The organism is Variovorax sp. FG153 (assembly GCF_057809595.1).
On record NZ_JBMDKG010000045.1, the window covers coordinates 56541 to 71186 of the forward strand.

Annotated in this window: 14 protein-coding genes; 6 read left to right on the top strand and 8 right to left on the bottom strand. The window is 70.7% G+C overall.

Features of this window, described 5'->3' with window-relative positions; genetic code table 11:
• Positions 1 to 17 precede the first annotated feature (17 nt).
• The 4 genes from ACODT0_RS33500 (at position 18) to otsA (ending at position 6174) form a co-directional block, all read left to right on the top strand.
• The gene (locus ACODT0_RS33500) at positions 18 to 1865 is read left to right on the top strand and encodes an ATP-binding response regulator (RefSeq protein ID WP_412179587.1); all 1848 of its coding nucleotides are present in this window, start codon (positions 18 to 20) and stop codon (positions 1863 to 1865) included.
• A 90-nt stretch (positions 1866 to 1955) separates the two neighbouring features.
• The gene (gene otsB / locus ACODT0_RS33505) at positions 1956 to 2756 is read left to right on the top strand and encodes a trehalose-phosphatase (protein WP_057596557.1); all 801 of its coding nucleotides are present in this window, start codon (positions 1956 to 1958) and stop codon (positions 2754 to 2756) included.
• Between the two features lie 71 nt (positions 2757 to 2827).
• Complete coding sequence (locus ACODT0_RS33510) at positions 2828 to 4792, top strand: glycoside hydrolase family 15 protein (RefSeq protein WP_172705435.1); 1965 nt, start codon at positions 2828 to 2830, stop codon at positions 4790 to 4792.
• Positions 4789 to 6174, top strand: coding sequence for an alpha,alpha-trehalose-phosphate synthase (UDP-forming) (gene otsA, locus ACODT0_RS33515; RefSeq protein WP_057596558.1), 1386 nt, complete (start codon positions 4789 to 4791; stop codon positions 6172 to 6174). The genes ACODT0_RS33510 and otsA overlap by 4 nt, the downstream gene beginning before the upstream one ends.
• A gap of 9 nt (positions 6175 to 6183) precedes the next feature.
• Here otsA and ACODT0_RS33520 read toward each other — a convergent pair whose 3' ends face one another.
• Positions 6184 to 6561, bottom strand: a complete 378-nt coding sequence (locus tag ACODT0_RS33520; protein WP_422097985.1) for a hypothetical protein — start codon at positions 6559 to 6561, stop codon at positions 6184 to 6186.
• Positions 6562 to 6760: 199 nt separating this feature from the next.
• On the opposite strand from ACODT0_RS33520, the gene ACODT0_RS33525 reads away from it, so the two are divergent.
• A complete protein-coding gene (locus tag ACODT0_RS33525; RefSeq protein WP_413764569.1) occupies positions 6761 to 8224 on the top strand; it encodes an aminotransferase-like domain-containing protein in 1464 nt (487 codons plus the stop codon).
• 1 nt (position 8225) lies between these two features.
• Here the strand turns inward: ACODT0_RS33525 and ACODT0_RS33530 are convergent, their stop codons facing one another.
• From ACODT0_RS33530 to hisN, 3 genes are read right to left on the bottom strand one after another with little or no spacing between them, the layout of a single operon-like run.
• A complete protein-coding gene (locus ACODT0_RS33530; protein WP_057596560.1) occupies positions 8226 to 9152 on the bottom strand; it encodes an ROK family protein in 927 nt (308 codons plus the stop codon).
• 32 nt (positions 9153 to 9184) lie between these two features.
• Positions 9185 to 9379, bottom strand: a complete 195-nt coding sequence (locus ACODT0_RS33535; protein WP_057596561.1) for a DUF2905 domain-containing protein — start codon at positions 9377 to 9379, stop codon at positions 9185 to 9187.
• 9 nt (positions 9380 to 9388) lie between these two features.
• Entirely contained in the window at positions 9389 to 10165 is a 777-nt protein-coding gene (gene hisN, locus ACODT0_RS33540; RefSeq protein WP_057596562.1) for a histidinol-phosphatase, read from the bottom strand.
• Positions 10166 to 10320: 155 nt separating this feature from the next.
• Between hisN and ACODT0_RS33545 the strand changes: the two genes are divergently transcribed.
• Complete coding sequence (locus ACODT0_RS33545; protein ID WP_057596563.1) at positions 10321 to 10719, top strand: DUF5329 family protein; 399 nt, start codon at positions 10321 to 10323, stop codon at positions 10717 to 10719.
• Positions 10720 to 10725: 6 nt separating this feature from the next.
• Here the strand turns inward: ACODT0_RS33545 and ACODT0_RS33550 are convergent, their stop codons facing one another.
• The 4 genes from ACODT0_RS33550 to ACODT0_RS33565 all read right to left on the bottom strand — a co-directional run bounded on the left by ACODT0_RS33550 (position 10726) and on the right by ACODT0_RS33565 (position 14486).
• Positions 10726 to 11595 carry an ABC transporter permease gene (locus tag ACODT0_RS33550; RefSeq protein ID WP_413764466.1) on the bottom strand — a complete coding sequence of 290 codons (870 nt, stop codon included), beginning with the start codon at positions 11593 to 11595 and terminating at the stop codon, positions 10726 to 10728.
• Entirely contained in the window at positions 11592 to 12494 is a 903-nt protein-coding gene (locus tag ACODT0_RS33555; protein ID WP_489043228.1) for an ABC transporter ATP-binding protein, read from the bottom strand. Before ACODT0_RS33555 ends, ACODT0_RS33550 begins: the two co-directional genes overlap by 4 nt.
• On the bottom strand, positions 12494 to 13504 hold the full coding sequence (locus ACODT0_RS33560; RefSeq protein ID WP_057596565.1) for an ABC transporter substrate-binding protein: 1011 nt from the start codon (positions 13502 to 13504) through the stop codon (positions 12494 to 12496). Before ACODT0_RS33560 ends, ACODT0_RS33555 begins: the two co-directional genes overlap by 1 nt.
• Before the next feature lie 100 nt (positions 13505 to 13604).
• Complete coding sequence (locus tag ACODT0_RS33565; RefSeq protein WP_489043229.1) at positions 13605 to 14486, bottom strand: TauD/TfdA dioxygenase family protein; 882 nt, start codon at positions 14484 to 14486, stop codon at positions 13605 to 13607.
• Positions 14487 to 14646 lie beyond the last annotated feature (160 nt).

Sequence of the window (14646 nt, forward strand, 5' to 3'; positions counted from 1 at the left end):
TTCCGACGCCGCGCGCCATGGCTAGCATGGGTCGGGTGATCGCCGCCCCGCCCCCCCGCTCCTCGCCGGACCCGACCGCCACGCATGCCGCGGCGCCGGTCGCGGCCGCCGTGCCGCAGGACCTGGCGCTGCGCGTGCTGCGCGAGCACCTGGCCGCGGTCTACGGTGCCTACGACGCCTCGATCGTGGTGCACTTCGGCCTCGGCGCCGCGCTCGGGGCCGCGATGTACATCGCCTCGCCGCGCGCCTGGATCCTGGCCTGGATGGCGGCCCACCTGCTGCTCGGCCTGGCGCTGTTCCTGATGCCGCGCTGGCACGCCGGCCTGCCGCTGCGGCAAACCCCGCTGTGGGCGCGCCGCCATGCGCGCACCGTCATGCTGGTGAGCCTGGCGACCGCCACGGCGCCCTGGCTCTTCATCTCGCGCGACGACCTGTCCGCGACCTCGGTGCTCACGGTCGTCATCATCGGCAGCTGCGCGCGCGCCATGCAGCTGCTGTGGCCGCTCAAGCCCGCGCTCTACGGCTACACCCTGCCGATGATGCTGAGCCTGATCGTCGCGCTGGCCTGGCAGGGCGACGGCATGCACCTGTTCCTGTCGATGTTCAGCCTGGCCTACCTGCTGTTCACGCTGCGCGTGGGCCGGCAGCAGCACCGGCTGCTCACCGACTCGCTGGTGCTGCGCTTCGAGAACGAGGCGCTGGCCACGCGCCTGGGCGAACAGATCGCCGCGGCCGAGCGCGCGAGCATCGAGAAGACCCGCTTCCTGGCCACCGCCAGCCACGACCTGCGCCAGCCGCTGCATGCGATTGCGCTGTTCGGCGCCGCGCTCGAGAACGAGCATCCGGGCAGCCGCAACGCGCAGCGGCTGATGCGCGCGGTGAACGCGCTCGGCAGCTCGCTCGACACCATGCTCGACGTCTCGCGCCTCGATGCCGGCGTGGTCGAGCCGGTGCTCGAGCCGGTCTCGCTCGACGGCCTGTTCCGCGCGCTCAACCCCATGTTCTCGGCGCAGGCCGAGCAGCGCCAGCTGCAGCTGCGGCTGCGCGCGAGCGGCCTGTGGGTGCGCAGCGATCCGCGGCTGCTGCACCGCATGCTGTCGAACCTGCTCGACAACGCGCTCAAGTACACGGCGCGCGGCGGCGTGTCGGTGCGCGCGCGCGTGCGGCGCAACGGCGACGGGCTCGGCGATTCGGTGTGGATCGAGGTGGTCGATTCGGGCATCGGCATCGCGCCGGGCCAGCTCGAGCGCGTGTTCGAGGAGTTCTATCAGGTCGACAACCCCGGGCGCGAGCGCTCGCACGGGCTGGGCATCGGCCTGGCCATCGTGCGCCGGCTCTCGCGGCTGCTCGGCCATCCGGTGCAGCTGCGCTCGCGCGTGGGACGCGGCACGCGCTTTCGGCTCGTGCTGCCGCGCTGCGACGCGCAGGCCGCCCCCGGGCCCTGGGCCGTCCGCGCCGAGGCCGTACCCGCCCCGGCGGTGCCGGTGCCGGGGCGCATCCTGCTGATCGACGACGACGCCGAGATCCGCGCGGCGATGACCGAGCTGCTGCGGGCCCACGGCATCGACCTGGAGGCCGTGGCCGGCGAGGCGGAAGCGGCCGCGCTGCTGGCCTCGGGCCCGGCGCCCTTCCGTGCGCTGCTGTGCGACTATCGGCTCGCCAACGGCGACAACGGCCTCGACGTCGGCCAGCGCCTGCGCGCGCGCTTCGCACTCGCGGCGCCGCTGATGCTGGTGACCGGCGAGACCGCGCCCGAGCGGCTGCAGCGCGTGCGCGCCTCGGGCGTGCCGGTGCTGTTCAAGCCGGTGGAAGCCATGGCGCTGCTGCGCGCGCTGGCCGAACTCGCGCCCCACGGCACACGCTGAACCGCTCGCGCGGGTCGCGGCCCCGGCCCCGGGGCACGTCCGGTTTTGGCCGACACGGTGCGCGCGGAGGCCGTGCTAAGGTCTTTCCCGATGTCCAATCCCATCCGCAGCAACGATTCGCTGCCTCCTCCCCTGGGCCGGGACGCGGCCCTCTTCCTCGATTTCGACGGCACCCTGGTGGGCCTCGCGGCCACGCCCGAGGCGATCGAAGTCCCCCCCGCCCTGGTCGCGCTGCTCGGCGACCTCAAGGACCAGCTCGGCGGCGCCCTCGCCGTGGTGTCGGGCCGCCAGATCGACGTGCTCGACCGCTTCCTCGCGCCCCTGCGCCTGCCGGCCGCCGGCGAGCACGGCGTGCAGCGCCGCGACGCCAAGGGCGCGATGCAGGAGCAGCATCCGCCCGACCTGGTGCCCGTGCTCGAGATCGCCAACGAGCTCGCGCGCGTGCACGAAGGCCTGCTGGTCGAGCGCAAGCACGCGGCCATCGCGCTGCACTACCGGCTCGCGCCGCAGCTCGAGGCCGTGTGCGGCGACGCCATGTCGCGCGCCATCGCCGACCAGCCGCAGCTCGAGCTGCTGCATGGCAAGTTCGTGTTCGAGGTCAAGCCCGCCGGCGTCAACAAGGGCATCGCCATCGACGCCTTCATGCACGAGCCGCCGTTCGCGGGCCGCGTGCCGGTGTTCGCGGGCGACGACACCACCGACGAGAGCGGCTTCGCCGTGGTGCAGCCGCGCGGCGGCATCGGCATCAAGGTCGGCTCGGGTCCGAGCCTGGCGCTGCACCGGCTCGAGTCGCCGCGCGCCGTCTACGAATGGCTGGTGCAGGCGCGCGACCGGCTCGCCAACGCGCCCCGGCCCGCCCCCGAAGAAGCATCGCCAAGGAACCCCGGATGAGCGACACCCCGCAGCAGGAAGAACAACAGGACGTGCCCGCCGCGCGCCACGACGACCCGCAGGCGCGGCAGATGCCCAAGGCCCCCGAGGACCGCGGCGGCGAGTCGGTGGCCGGCGCGGCCGGTCCCGATGACGATGCGCCGGTCGACGAAGGCACGGCCACCGCGCCCAAGGCGCGCGAGTTTCCGCGCCCGGCCGACTGCTCGCTCAACCTCGGCGTGATCGGCAACTGCGCCTTCAGCGCGCTGATCGACGGGCGCGCGCGCGTGGTCTGGTGCTGTCTGCCGCGCTTCGACGGCGACCCGGTGTTCAACGCCCTGCTGCATCCGGGCGAGGGCGCGGCGGCCTGGGGCTTCGAGATCGAGGACTTCGCGCATGCCAAGCAGTGGTACGAGCCGAACACCGCGGTGTTGCGCACCCAGCTGTTCGACAGCGCGGGCCAGGGCATCGAGATCACCGACTTCGCGCCGCGCTTCTACAGCCGCGCGCGCTATTTCCGCCCGCTGATGCTGGTGCGCCGCGTGCGCCCGATCGCGGGCGCGCCGCGCATGCGCGTGGCGCTCGATCCGCGCTTCCAGTGGGGCGCGCAGGAGCCGGTGGAGGTCACCCGCGGCAGCAACCACATCCGCTACGTCGGCCCCGACGTGACGCTCAGGCTCAACACCGACGCCTCGATCTCGCACATCCTCTCGCGCCAGCCCTTCGTGGTCTCGCGCGAATACAACTTCATGTTCGGCGTCGACGAGACCCTGCTCGACGGCATCGCCGACACCGCGCGCCGCTTCGAGCAGGAGACCATCGCCTACTGGCGCGTGTGGTCCAAGCGGCTCGCGATCCCCTTCGAGTACCAGGACGCGGTGATCCGCGCGGCCATCACGCTGAAGATGTCGCTCTACGAGGACACCGGCGCCATCGTCGCCGCGATGACCACCAGCATCCCCGAGGCGCCCGACAGCCAGCGCAACTGGGACTACCGCTACTGCTGGCTGCGCGACGCCTTCTTCGTGGTGCGCGCGCTCAACTCGCTGAGCGAGGTCGGCACCATGGAGGACTACCTGCGCTGGCTCGGCAACGTGGTGATCGGCTCGCACGGCGAGCACATCCAGCCGCTGTACGGCATCGGCCTGGAGCGCGAGCTGCCCGAGTCCTTCGTCGAGAGCCTGCCCGGCTACCGCGGCATGGGCCCGGTGCGCGTGGGCAACCAGGCGCAGGAGCATTTCCAGCACGACGTCTACGGCAACATCGTGCTGGGCGCCGCGCAGGCCTTCCACGACCACCGGCTGCTGCAGCGCGCGGGCGAGGCGGAGTTCCCGCACCTCGAGGCCGTGGGCGAGCGCGCGATCGCCGTCTACGGCACGCCCGACGCCGGCATGTGGGAGCTGCGCACCCGCGCACGCGTGCACACCAGCTCGGCGCTCATGAGCTGGGCCGCCTGCGACCGGCTCGCGAAGATCGCGCGCGCGCTCGACAAGAACGCGCGCGCCGAGGCCGCCTCGGCCGGCAAGCCCGTGGACACGCGCATCAACTTCGCCGAGCGCGCCGCCTACTGGCACGGCCATGCCTCGCGCATGCGCGAGGAGATCCTCGCCAAGTCGTGGAGCGAGGAGCGCCAGGCCTTCGCCGAGAGCTTCGGCGGCCGCGAGCTCGACGCCAGCATCCTGCTGATGGCCGAGGTGGGGCTGATCGACGCGCGCGACCCGCGCTTCGTCTCGACCGTCGACGCGATGGAGAAGACGCTGTGCGACGGTCCCTACATGCGCCGCTACGAGGCGGCCGACGACTTCGGCAAGCCCGAGACCGCGTTCAACATCTGCACCTTCTGGCGCATCGACGCGCTCGCGAAGATCGGCCGCAAGGCCGAGGCGCGCCAGATCTTCGAGACCATGCTGGCCGCGCGCAATCCGCTCGGGCTGCTGTCCGAGGACACGCATCCGGTCACGGGCGAGATGTGGGGCAACTTCCCGCAGACCTACTCGATGGTCGGCATCATCAACGCGGCCATGCGCTTGTCCGCTCCTTGGGATTCAGCGATATGAGCCGCCTCGTCGTCATCTCCAACCGCGTGGCCGATCCGCGCAAGCCCGCCGCCGGCGGCCTGGCCGTCGCGCTCGGCGAAAGCCTGCAGCAGTCGGGCGGCATGTGGTTCGGCTGGAGCGGCCAGATCGTCGAGGACGGGCCGACCGGCGAAGGCGAGCTGCGGCGCCAGCAGGCCGGCAAGGTCACTTTGGCCACCATCGACCTGAGCCGCGAGGACCACGACAGCTACTACCTGGGCTACAGCAACGACGTGCTGTGGCCGGTGTTCCACGACCGGCTCGACCTGGCCCATTTCGACGCCAACTTCATCGGCGGCTACCGGCGCGTGAACCAGCTGTTCGCGCGCAAGCTGATGCCGCTGCTGAAGGAGGACGACGTCATCTGGGTGCACGACTACCACCTGATCCCGCTGGCGGCCGAGCTGCGCGCCATGGGCTGCAGGCAGCGCATCGGCTTCTTCCTGCACATCCCGCTGCCGCCGCAGATCATCCTGGCGGCGATCCCGCAGCACGAGTGGCTGATGCGCTCGCTGTTCGCCTACGACCTGATCGGCTTCCAGGCGCAGCAGGACGTGCAGCACTTCGAGCACTACGTGCACAACGAGGCCAAGGGCGAGAGCCTGGGCGCAGAGATGTACCGCGCCTACGGCAACACGGTGCGCGCGGCGGCCTTCCCGATCGGCATCGACGTCGACGAGTTCGCGGCGCTCACCCATGCCAAGGAAGCGCGCGACATGTACGAAACCATGAAGCGCGAGTACTCGCAGCGCCGGCTGCTGCTGGGCATCGACCGGCTCGACTACTCCAAGGGCATCCCGAACCGGGTGCGCGCCTTCCGCGAGCTGCTGGCCCACTACCCCGAGAACCGGCGCAGCGCCACCCTGATCCAGATCGCCTCGCCCACGCGCGAGACGGTCGATGCCTACGCCGACATCCGGCGCGAGCTCGAGTCGCTGTGCGGCGCCATCAACGGCGACTACGGCGAGCTCGACTGGATGCCGGTGCGCTACATCCACCGCATGGTGGCGCGCAAGCGCGTGCCGGGCCTGTGCCGCGCCGCGGCCGTGGGTCTGGTGACGCCGCTGCGCGACGGCATGAACCTGGTCGCCAAGGAGTACGTGGCGGCGCAGGACCCGGCCGACCCCGGCGTGCTGGTGCTGTCGCGCTTCGCGGGCGCGGCCGAGCAGATGCAGGAAGCGCTGCTGGTCAATCCCTACGACACCCACGGCACCGCCGAGACGGTGCAGCAGGCGCTGCAGATGCCGCTGGAGGAACGCCGCGAACGGCACCAGGCGCTGCTCTCGCGCATCCGCGCGCAGGACATCCACTGGTGGCGGCGCAGCTTCCTCGAGACGCTGCGCGAGGCGGCCAGCGTGCGCTGAGGCGGCCGCTCACCAGCCGGTGAGCAGCTGCATCAGCCGCATCACCGGCCGCCGCGGCAGGGCCCAGGTGGCCGAAACCGGCTCGGCCGGCGGCTCGGCCCGCGTGGGCAGCCGGCGCCCCGCGGCGACCGGCGCATGAAGGCGCAGCTGCACCGGCGACAGCGCCGTCAGCTCGATCCAGCCGCCGTGCTCCACGCCATGCATCTCGCCCTCGCCGAGCACCGTGTGCGCGGTCCACACGGCCTCGCCGATCCAGCGCGGCGGCGACGACACCCGCACGCGGCCCTCGGCCACCTGCAGCCAGGTGCCGGCGTCCACCGCCGTGCGGAAGGAATCGCCGGCCTCGAGGAAGACGGCATCGGGGGCTTGCGAGAGGGTGGTGATCATGGCGGTACCTCGGGGGTTCGGAAATCGGTGAAGGAAGGGCTGGAAGCGCTTCGATCGTAGGAATTCCCCCGCCCGGAAAACAGGCACACCGCCGCGCGATTCGCACCGCAACAGCCAGGGCCGGCGGCCATCTGTTATGGTCGTTTTCCCTCGCAACTGCATCTGTTTTTCAATGAACGATCGCGCGAGCATCGAGGCCATGGACTCGCTACCGCTCTACCGACAACTGGCGGCGCACTACGTGGACGCGATCCACACCGGCTCGCTCAAGCAGGGCGACAAGCTGCCCTCGCTGCGCAGCCTGATGCGCCTGCACGACATCAGCCTCTCGACCGCGCTGCAGCTGTGCCGCGCGATGGAGAGCGACGGCTGGGTGGAGGCGCGCGACCGCTCGGGCTATTTCGTGCGACGGCCCCAGCGCATGGCCATCGCGCCGATGGAAGAGCCGGTGGCCGACATGCCGCCGGACCCGGCGCAGTTCGTCAGCATGCGCACCCGCATGGCCACCTTCATGGCGCGCGGGCGGCATGCGGGCGTGAAGCTGAACTTCGCCATCGCGCGCGCCGCGCCCGAGCTGTACCCCGCCGAAGCGCTGCGCAACGCCATGACGCGCGCGCTGCGCCAGCGGCCCGAGCTGCTGACCACCGCCTCGTCGCAGAAGGGCCACGAGCAGTTCCGCGAGGCCGTCGCGCAGCGCAACCTGCGCATCGGCATGACGGTGTCGCCCGACGAGGTGCTCGTCACCAACGGCTGCATCGAGGCGCTGAACCTCGCGCTGCGCGCCGTCGCCAAGCCCGGCGACACGGTGGCCGTGGAGTCGCCCACCTTCTACGGGCTGCTGCAGGTGCTCGAGAGCCTGGGCATGCGCGCGCTGGAGATCCCGACCAGCCCGCAGACCGGCATCTCCATCGAGGCGCTGGACCTGGCCATCCACACCTACGACGACATCAAGGCCGTGGTGGTGGTGCCGCACCTGCAGAACCCCATCGGCAGCGTGATGCCCGATGCGCACAAGCAGCGCCTGGCGCATCTGTGCGAGAGCCACGGCATCGCGCTGGTCGAGGACGACACCTACAGCGACCTGGTGGAGACCGAGGTGCCGCTGCGCGCGGTGAAGTCGTGGGACCGCACGGGCAACGTGATCTATTGCGCCTCGCTGCACAAGGTGCTGGCGCCGGGACTGCGCCTGGGCTGGATCACCGCCGGGCGCTGGCATGCGCAGGTGGAAATGCTCAAGTACGCGCAGACGCGCAACAACGAGGCGCTGGCGCAGATCGCCGCGGGCGAGTTCATCGCCAGCGGTGCCTACGACCGCCACCTGCGCCGCCTGCGCGAACGCCTGCACGTGCAGCGCGACCAGACGGCCGATGCCATCGCGAAGTACTTCCCGCCCGGCACGCGGCTGAACCTGCCGCGCGGCGGGCTGCAGCTGTGGGTGGAGCTGCCCGAGCAGCGCTCCTCGGTCGAGGTGTTCGAGGCGGCGCTGCGCGAGCACATGCTGGTGTCGCCGGGCGCGCAGTTCTCGAACTCGGGGCGCTTCGACCACTACCTGCGCATCAACTGCGGCTGGCCTTATTCACCGGCCGTCGACGCGGGCCTGAAGCGGCTGGGCGAACTCGCGGCGCGGTGCCGCGCGCGCGAGGCACCGCGCCCGAAGGCCTGATTCAATCGAGCAGCGCGAGCGCGGCGTAGTCGCCGACCTTGTCGCCGAGACCCGCGGGCACGAGTTCGACGCCGCGCGTCAGCGGCGGCAGCCGGCCGTCGATCTGCGCCTGCAGCCGCGGCAGCAGGAAGTCGCGGTGGTGCCAGAACACGCTGCCGCCGAGGCTGATGCGCTGCAGGTCGAGCGTGGCGACCAGGTTGTAGAGCATGCGGCCCATGACGCGGCTGAGCGCGTCGACCACCTCGAGCGCATGCCGCTCGCCGGCCGAGGCGGCGGCGAACAGGTCGGGCGCGGGCTGGCCGAAGCGGCGGTCGATGGAGTTGCCGGCCACCAGCGCCTCGACGTCGCCGATGTTGCCGCAGCCGCAGAGCGCGCCGCTGCCGTCGTCGACCACGAAGCTGTGGCCCGCATGGCCCGCGTTGCCGTTCTTGCCGCGCAGCGCGCGGCCGTCCACGCACAGGCCCACGCCCACGCCGGTGCTCCAGGTGACGTAGGCGCAATGGTCGAAGCCCTGCAGCGCGCCCCAGTGGCGCTCGGCCTCGAGCGCGGCCACGGCGTCGTTCTCGACCCGCACCCAGCCGTAGCGCTGCGCGAGCGGCGCCTCGACCTGTGCCGTCATCCAGTCGTTGGGCAGGCCACGCGCGGGGCCCGCGATGCCGCCGCAGATGTTGGGCGTGGCGAGTTCGACCTTGCCCTCGCGCAGCTCGAAGGGGCCCGCCGAGGACACGCCCACGCGGTCGATGCTCGCGGGATCGATGTGCTGCTCGGCACAGACGGCATCGATCATGCGGATGATCTGCCGTGCCACGGCATCGTTGTCGCCGGTCTTCGCGGTCGGCTCGCTGCGCCGGCCGATCAGCGGCGCATCGCTCGAGGTGGAAAGGCTCACGGCCACCTTGGTGCCGCCGATGTCGACGCAGGCTCTCATTGCGGTTGTCTTCTCTTTCAGGGGCGAAACGCCTACAGCAGCCGGGCCACCAGCGCGGCCAGCATGCTGAGCACCACCGTGCTCGCGATCGGCAGCTGCCATTCGCGGCCGAAGGCGCGGAACTCGAAATCGCCGGGCAATCGCCCGAAGCCGAAGCGGCGCAGCCAGGCGGTCAGGCCGCTCATGAGCACCAGCGCCAGGACGACGACGATCAGCCAGCGAAGCATGAAACCAGTCTAGCCCCGCAGGACGGCCAGCGCTTGTCGGTGAAGTTCGGGTGTGGCCGCCGCGATCACGCGGCCGTCGGACTGGAGCCCCAGCGGCCGGCCCTCCCAGTCGGTGATCACGCCGCCCGCGGCCTCGATCAGGCCGGCCGGGCCGAGGTAGTCGTAGGGCTGCAGGCCGGTCTCGACCACCAGGTCGATGGTGCCGCCCGCGAGCTGGGCATAGCCGTAGCAGTCGCCGCCGAAGCGGCGCATCGCGCACTGGCGGCTCAGCCGGTCGAAGGCCTGCCAGTCGGCGGGCGCGAAGATGTCGGGCGAGGTGGTGACGATGCGCGCCTTGGCGACCTCGCCGCAGGCGCTCGCGTGCACCGGCTGGCCGTCGCGCGTGGCGCCCGCGCCGGCCTGACCGACCCAGCGTTCCTTGAGCACCGGCATGTCGACCATGCCGAACACCACGCGCTCGCCCTGCAGCACGCCGATCAGCGTGCCCCACAGCGGCGAGCCGGTGATGAAGCTGCGGGTGCCGTCGATCGGGTCGAGCACCCAGACGCGCTCGGCCTCGAGGCGCTCGGCGCCATGCTCCTCGCCGTAGATGCCATCGGCCGGCGCGCGTTGCGCCAGCAGTTCGCGCATGGCGCTCTCGGCCGCGCGGTCGGCCAGCGTGACCGGGCTTTCGTCGGCCTTGGTGATGATGTCCAGCGGGGTGCGGAAATGGCGCATCGACTGGGCGGCGGCGGCGTCGGCCAGCGCCTGCGCGAGGCTCGGGAGATCGGCGTTGGAAGTGCTCATGGCGAAGGACTGCGGGCAAGGCGGCGGGGTTGCCGCGGACCCCGGATTAGACCCGACCTTGCGCCGGGGTCCAGGCCGAACTTGGATCGGCCCGGGGTTTGACCGCCGCCGCACCGCGTCCTAGCATGGCCCGAAAATTGCCGAGTGGAGACGACATGACCAGCTTCCAGCCCCTGCGCCGCGCGCTGCTCGCGGCCCTGCTCGGCACCGCCGCCGCCCTCGCCCACGCCACCCCGTCCGAGTCGGAGCACCGGCTGATCGACACGCTGATCCAGCGCGTGGCGAAGATGGGTTCGATGACCTTCCTGCGCAACGGCAGCGAGTACAACGCCGCCGACGCCGCCAAGCACATGCAGGCCAAGTACGAGCACTTCAAAAAGGAGATCGTGACCGCCGAGGACTTCATCGAGCGCTGCGCCACGCGCTCGGAGATGACCGGCCAGGCCTACCGCGTGAAGCTCACCAACGGCGTGGTCAGGGAATCGAACGAGTTCCTGCGCGCCGAGCTGCGCAGCCTGCGCGAGGACGCGAAGAAGACCGGCAAGGCCGGCTGAAGCGCGTCAGCGCTGCTGGCCCCACTTGCGCACCGTCAGGCGCTCGAGCGTCTTGAAGCCCAGGCTTTCCACCAGCAGCCCGATCAGCACCACCAGCACCAGGCCCGCGAACACGCGGTCGGTGTAGAGCTCGTTGCGGTTCTGGAAGATGTACCAGCCCAGCCCGCCCTTGCCCGAGGAGGCGCCGAACACCAGCTCGGCCGCGATCAGCGTGCGCCAGGCGAAGGCCCAGCCGATCTTGAGCCCCGAGAGGATCGACGGCAGCGCGGCCGGCACCAGGATCTGCAGCACGTAGCGCAGGCCCGTGAGGCCGTAGTTGCGCCCGGCCATGCGCAGGGTCTCGGGCACGCCCTGGAAGCCCGCGTAGGTGTTGAGCGCCAGCGGCCACAGCACCGAGTGGATCAGCACGAACACCAGGCTGCCGCGGCCCAGGCCGAACCACAGCAGCGCCAGCGGCAGCAGCGCGATCGCGGGCAGCGGGTTGAACATCGAAGTCAGCGTGTCCAGCAGGTCGCGGCCGATGCGCGTGGACACCGCGAGCGTGGTCAGCGCGAAGGCCAGCGCCACGCCCGCGAGGTAGCCCTGCACCAGCACCGCGAGCGAGATGCGCACCTTCTCGAGCAGCTCGCCGCTGGCCAGGCCCTCGACCAGCGCACGCGCGGTGGCGCTGAAGGTGGGCAGCAGCAGGTCGTTGTCCTGCCAGCGCGCCGCCAGTTCCCACAGCAGCGCGATCGCGACCAGGATCAGGCCCTTGCGCAGCCAGGCCTGCGAGGCCAGGCGCGCGCCCAGCGGCAGCCGGCGCTCGACCGGCAGCGCGGTGAAGGGTTCGAGCGTGCGCTCGTACTCGGGGCGCACGGGGGGAAGGATCGCGCTCATCGGCCGGCCTCGGTGTCGTGTGCTTCGTCGAACAGCATGTCGTGGATGCGTTTCGCGGTCTGCTGGAACTCGGTGCCGCCGAGGCTGTCGAGCGTGAAGCCGTGGCTGTTGATCTCGGCGCGCATGCGCCCGGGATGCGGCGACAGCAGCGCGATGCGGTTGCCCACCACCAGCGCCTCCTCGATCGAGTGGGTGACGAACAGCAGCGTGAAGCGCACCTCGTCCCACAGCGCCAGCAGCTCCTGCTGCATGCGCCGGCGCGTGAGCGCGTCGAGCGCGGCGAAGGGCTCGTCCATCAGCAGCACGCGCGGCTGCATCGCGAGCGCGCGCGCGATCGCCACGCGCTGCTTCATGCCGCCCGAGAGCTGGTGCGGATGCACGTCGGCGAATTTCGAGAGACCCACCTTGTCGAGGTAGTGCAGCGCGCGCTCGGCCGCCTCCTTGCGGCCCAGCGTGCGCGAGGCCAACAGCGGGAACATCACGTTCTGCCGGACGGTCTTCCACGGCGGCAGCTGGTCGAACTCCTGGAACACCACGATGCGGTCGGGCCCGGGCCGCAGCACGCGCTCGCCGGCCAGCCGGATCTCGCCCTCGACCGGCGCGATGAAGCCCGCGACCGATTTCAGCAGAGTCGACTTGCCGCAGCCCGAGGGGCCGAGCAGCACGAAGCGGTCGGCCTGGTGCACGTCGAAGCTCACGCGGTGCGTGGCGCGCACCACGCGCTCGGGCGTGCGGTACTCGAGGCTGACGCCGTCGACCTGCAGCAGCGGCGCCGCGGCCTCCCGCGCGCGCGCCTCGCCGCGTGCCAGCTCCGGGAAGGAGGACCCGGCCGCGGGCGCCACCCTTTGCCGGTGGGCCAGGGCATCGGACCGCGAATCCAGCACCGCCGCCGTGCTCATCAATTGCCCGAGGCGTTGTGCGCGTCGTCGAAGAAGTAGTCCTTCACCGAGGCCGGCTTGTTCCTGATCGCGCCCACGCGGTGCATGAAGTCGGCCAGCGCGTAGGTGTTCTGCGGCGTGGTCTTGAACTGCACCTCGGGGTTCCTGATGATCTTCAGCAGCAGCTCGCGGTCCAGCTTCGCGTTGCTGACCTTGAGGTAGATGTCGGCCGCCTTCTCGGGATTGGCGCTGACGAACTTCGCGGCCTCGTCGAGCGCGTCGATGAAGGCCTTGTAGGTCTTCGGGTTCTCGTTGCGGAATTTCTCGGTGGCGTAGAGCACCGTGGCCGACGAGGGGCCGCCCAGCACCTGGTAGGAGTTCAGCACGATGTGCGCCGCGGGGTTGCCCGCGAGCTCCTGCTCCTGGAACGGCGGGTTGCCGAAGTGGGCCGTGATCTCGGTGCCGCCCTTGATGATGGCCGCGGCCGCGTCGGGATGCGGCAGCGCCACGCTGATCTTGTCGAGCTTGTTGAACTCCTTGTCGCCCCAGAGCTTGGCCGAGGCGAACTGCAGCACGCGCGACTGCACCGACACGCCGACCGCGGGCAGCGCGATGCGGTCCTTGTCCGTGAAGTCGGCGATGGTCTTCACGTTCGGGTTGTTGCTCACCAGGTAGTAGGGGAAGTTGCCCAGCGAGGCCACGCCCTTGACGTTCTGCTTGCCCTTGGTGCGGTCCCACAGCGTGAGCAGCGGGCCGACGCCCGCGCCCGCGATCTCGATGTTGCCCGACAGCAGCGCGTCGTTGACCGCCGAGCCGCCCGAGAGCTTGACCCATTCGACCTTGGCGTCGACGCCCGCGGCCTTCGCGTGCTTCTCGATCAGCTTCTGGTCCTGCGCCACGTTGAGCAGCAGGTAGACGATGCCGAACTGCTCGGCGATGCGGATCTGGCCCTCGGCGTGCGCGGCGAGGCTGCCGGCCAGCAGGCCGAGGCCGGCGACGAGGGATGCGGCCTGGCGGGTGAAGCGGTTCATGGCGGGAAGGACTCCAAGGGAAGAAATTCGGGGTGCAGCGCTCCGCGCGGACCCGGCGTCGCCGGTCCGTCGAGGACGTTCGTCTGCGGAGGTGGTCGGTCTATCGGGGCTCGTCGCCCACGATGGTGGTGCGGTTGAGCCGGCGGCGCAGGTGGTCGGGCGTGCCCGCCGCCAGGTGCATCAGCGAGCGGTTGTCCCAGAACACGAGGTCATGGGGCGCCCATTGGTGGCGGTAGACGAATTCGGGCTTCACGCTGTGCGCGAACAGCTCGGACAGGAGTTCATCGCTTTCTTCCTTCGGCAGGCCGACGATGCGGGTGGTGAAGTGCTCGCTGACGAACAGCGCCTTGCGCCCGGTCTCGGGATGCGTGCGCACCACCGGCTGCACCGCGGGCGCGACCTGGTCGATCTGCGCCTGCGAGAGCTTGGGCCGCCACGGGTTCCTGGCGCGCAGTTCCTCGTACTTGGCGAGGTAGCTGTGCTCGGCCTTGAGCGGCAGGATGCGCTGCTGCAGTTCGCTCGGCAGTGCTTCCCAGGCCAGGTGCTGATCGGCGAACAGCGTGTCGCCGCCCTCGCTGGGCAGTTCCTGCGCGTGCAGCAGGGAGCCGAGGCTGGGCTTGGGCTTGTAGGAGATGTCGGAATGCCAGTAGACGCCCGCATCGCCGAGGCCGATGGGCTCGCCGTTCTCCTTGATGTTGGAGACGATGAGGATCTCGGGATGGTTCTCGAGCTGGAACTGGTGCAGGACGTGGATCTCGAGCGGGCCGAAGCGGCGGCTGAAGTCGATGTGCTGCTGGGGGGTGATCTGCTGGTTGCGGAAGACCAGGACGTGGTGGTCGAGGTGGGCGCGGTGGATGCGGGCGAAGTCTTCGTCCGGGATGGGGCGCGCGATGTCGAGGCCGATGACTTCGGCGCCTACGGGGGCGGGGAAGGGGCGGATCTCGAAGGATTGGGTGCGCTCGGGGACGAGGACTTGGCTCATGTGCCGCAATGTAGGCGGGGATGGGGGGTTGGGCAACGAACTCTTCGTTGAATGCTTATGACTGTCTGGGGCGTTTTTTCTTTGGCTCTCTCTGGTGAGGCTGTCGGCCGGGTCTCGCCCCGGCGGGCGAGTCACTTTCTCTTGTCTCGCCAAGAGAAAG

Bases quoted from the DNA above. Each gene is read 5' to 3' on its own strand.
- ACODT0_RS33555 (WP_489043228.1), bottom strand. From the start codon at position 12,494: ATGAGCACGGCGGCGGTGCTGGATTCGCGGTCCGATGCCCTGGCCCAC.
- ACODT0_RS33550 (WP_413764466.1), bottom strand. From the start codon at position 11,595: ATGAGCGCGATCCTTCCCCCCGTGCGCCCCGAGTACGAGCGCACGCTC.
- ACODT0_RS33520 (WP_422097985.1), bottom strand. From the start codon at position 6,561: ATGATCACCACCCTCTCGCAAGCCCCCGATGCCGTCTTCCTCGAGGCC.
- otsA (WP_057596558.1), top strand. From the start codon at position 4,789: ATGAGCCGCCTCGTCGTCATCTCCAACCGCGTGGCCGATCCGCGCAAG.
- hisN (WP_057596562.1), bottom strand. From the start codon at position 10,165: ATGAGCACTTCCAACGCCGATCTCCCGAGCCTCGCGCAGGCGCTGGCC.
- ACODT0_RS33510 (WP_172705435.1), top strand. From the start codon at position 2,828: ATGCCCAAGGCCCCCGAGGACCGCGGCGGCGAGTCGGTGGCCGGCGCG.
- ACODT0_RS33525 (WP_413764569.1), top strand. From the start codon at position 6,761: ATGGACTCGCTACCGCTCTACCGACAACTGGCGGCGCACTACGTGGAC.
- ACODT0_RS33535 (WP_057596561.1), bottom strand. From the start codon at position 9,379: ATGCTTCGCTGGCTGATCGTCGTCGTCCTGGCGCTGGTGCTCATGAGC.
- ACODT0_RS33545 (WP_057596563.1), top strand. From the start codon at position 10,321: ATGACCAGCTTCCAGCCCCTGCGCCGCGCGCTGCTCGCGGCCCTGCTC.
- ACODT0_RS33530 (WP_057596560.1), bottom strand. From the start codon at position 9,152: ATGAGAGCCTGCGTCGACATCGGCGGCACCAAGGTGGCCGTGAGCCTT.
- ACODT0_RS33560 (WP_057596565.1), bottom strand. From the start codon at position 13,504: ATGAACCGCTTCACCCGCCAGGCCGCATCCCTCGTCGCCGGCCTCGGC.
- otsB (WP_057596557.1), top strand. From the start codon at position 1,956: ATGTCCAATCCCATCCGCAGCAACGATTCGCTGCCTCCTCCCCTGGGC.
- ACODT0_RS33500 (WP_412179587.1), top strand. From the start codon at position 18: ATGGCTAGCATGGGTCGGGTGATCGCCGCCCCGCCCCCCCGCTCCTCG.
- ACODT0_RS33565 (WP_489043229.1), bottom strand. From the start codon at position 14,486: ATGAGCCAAGTCCTCGTCCCCGAGCGCACCCAATCCTTCGAGATCCGC.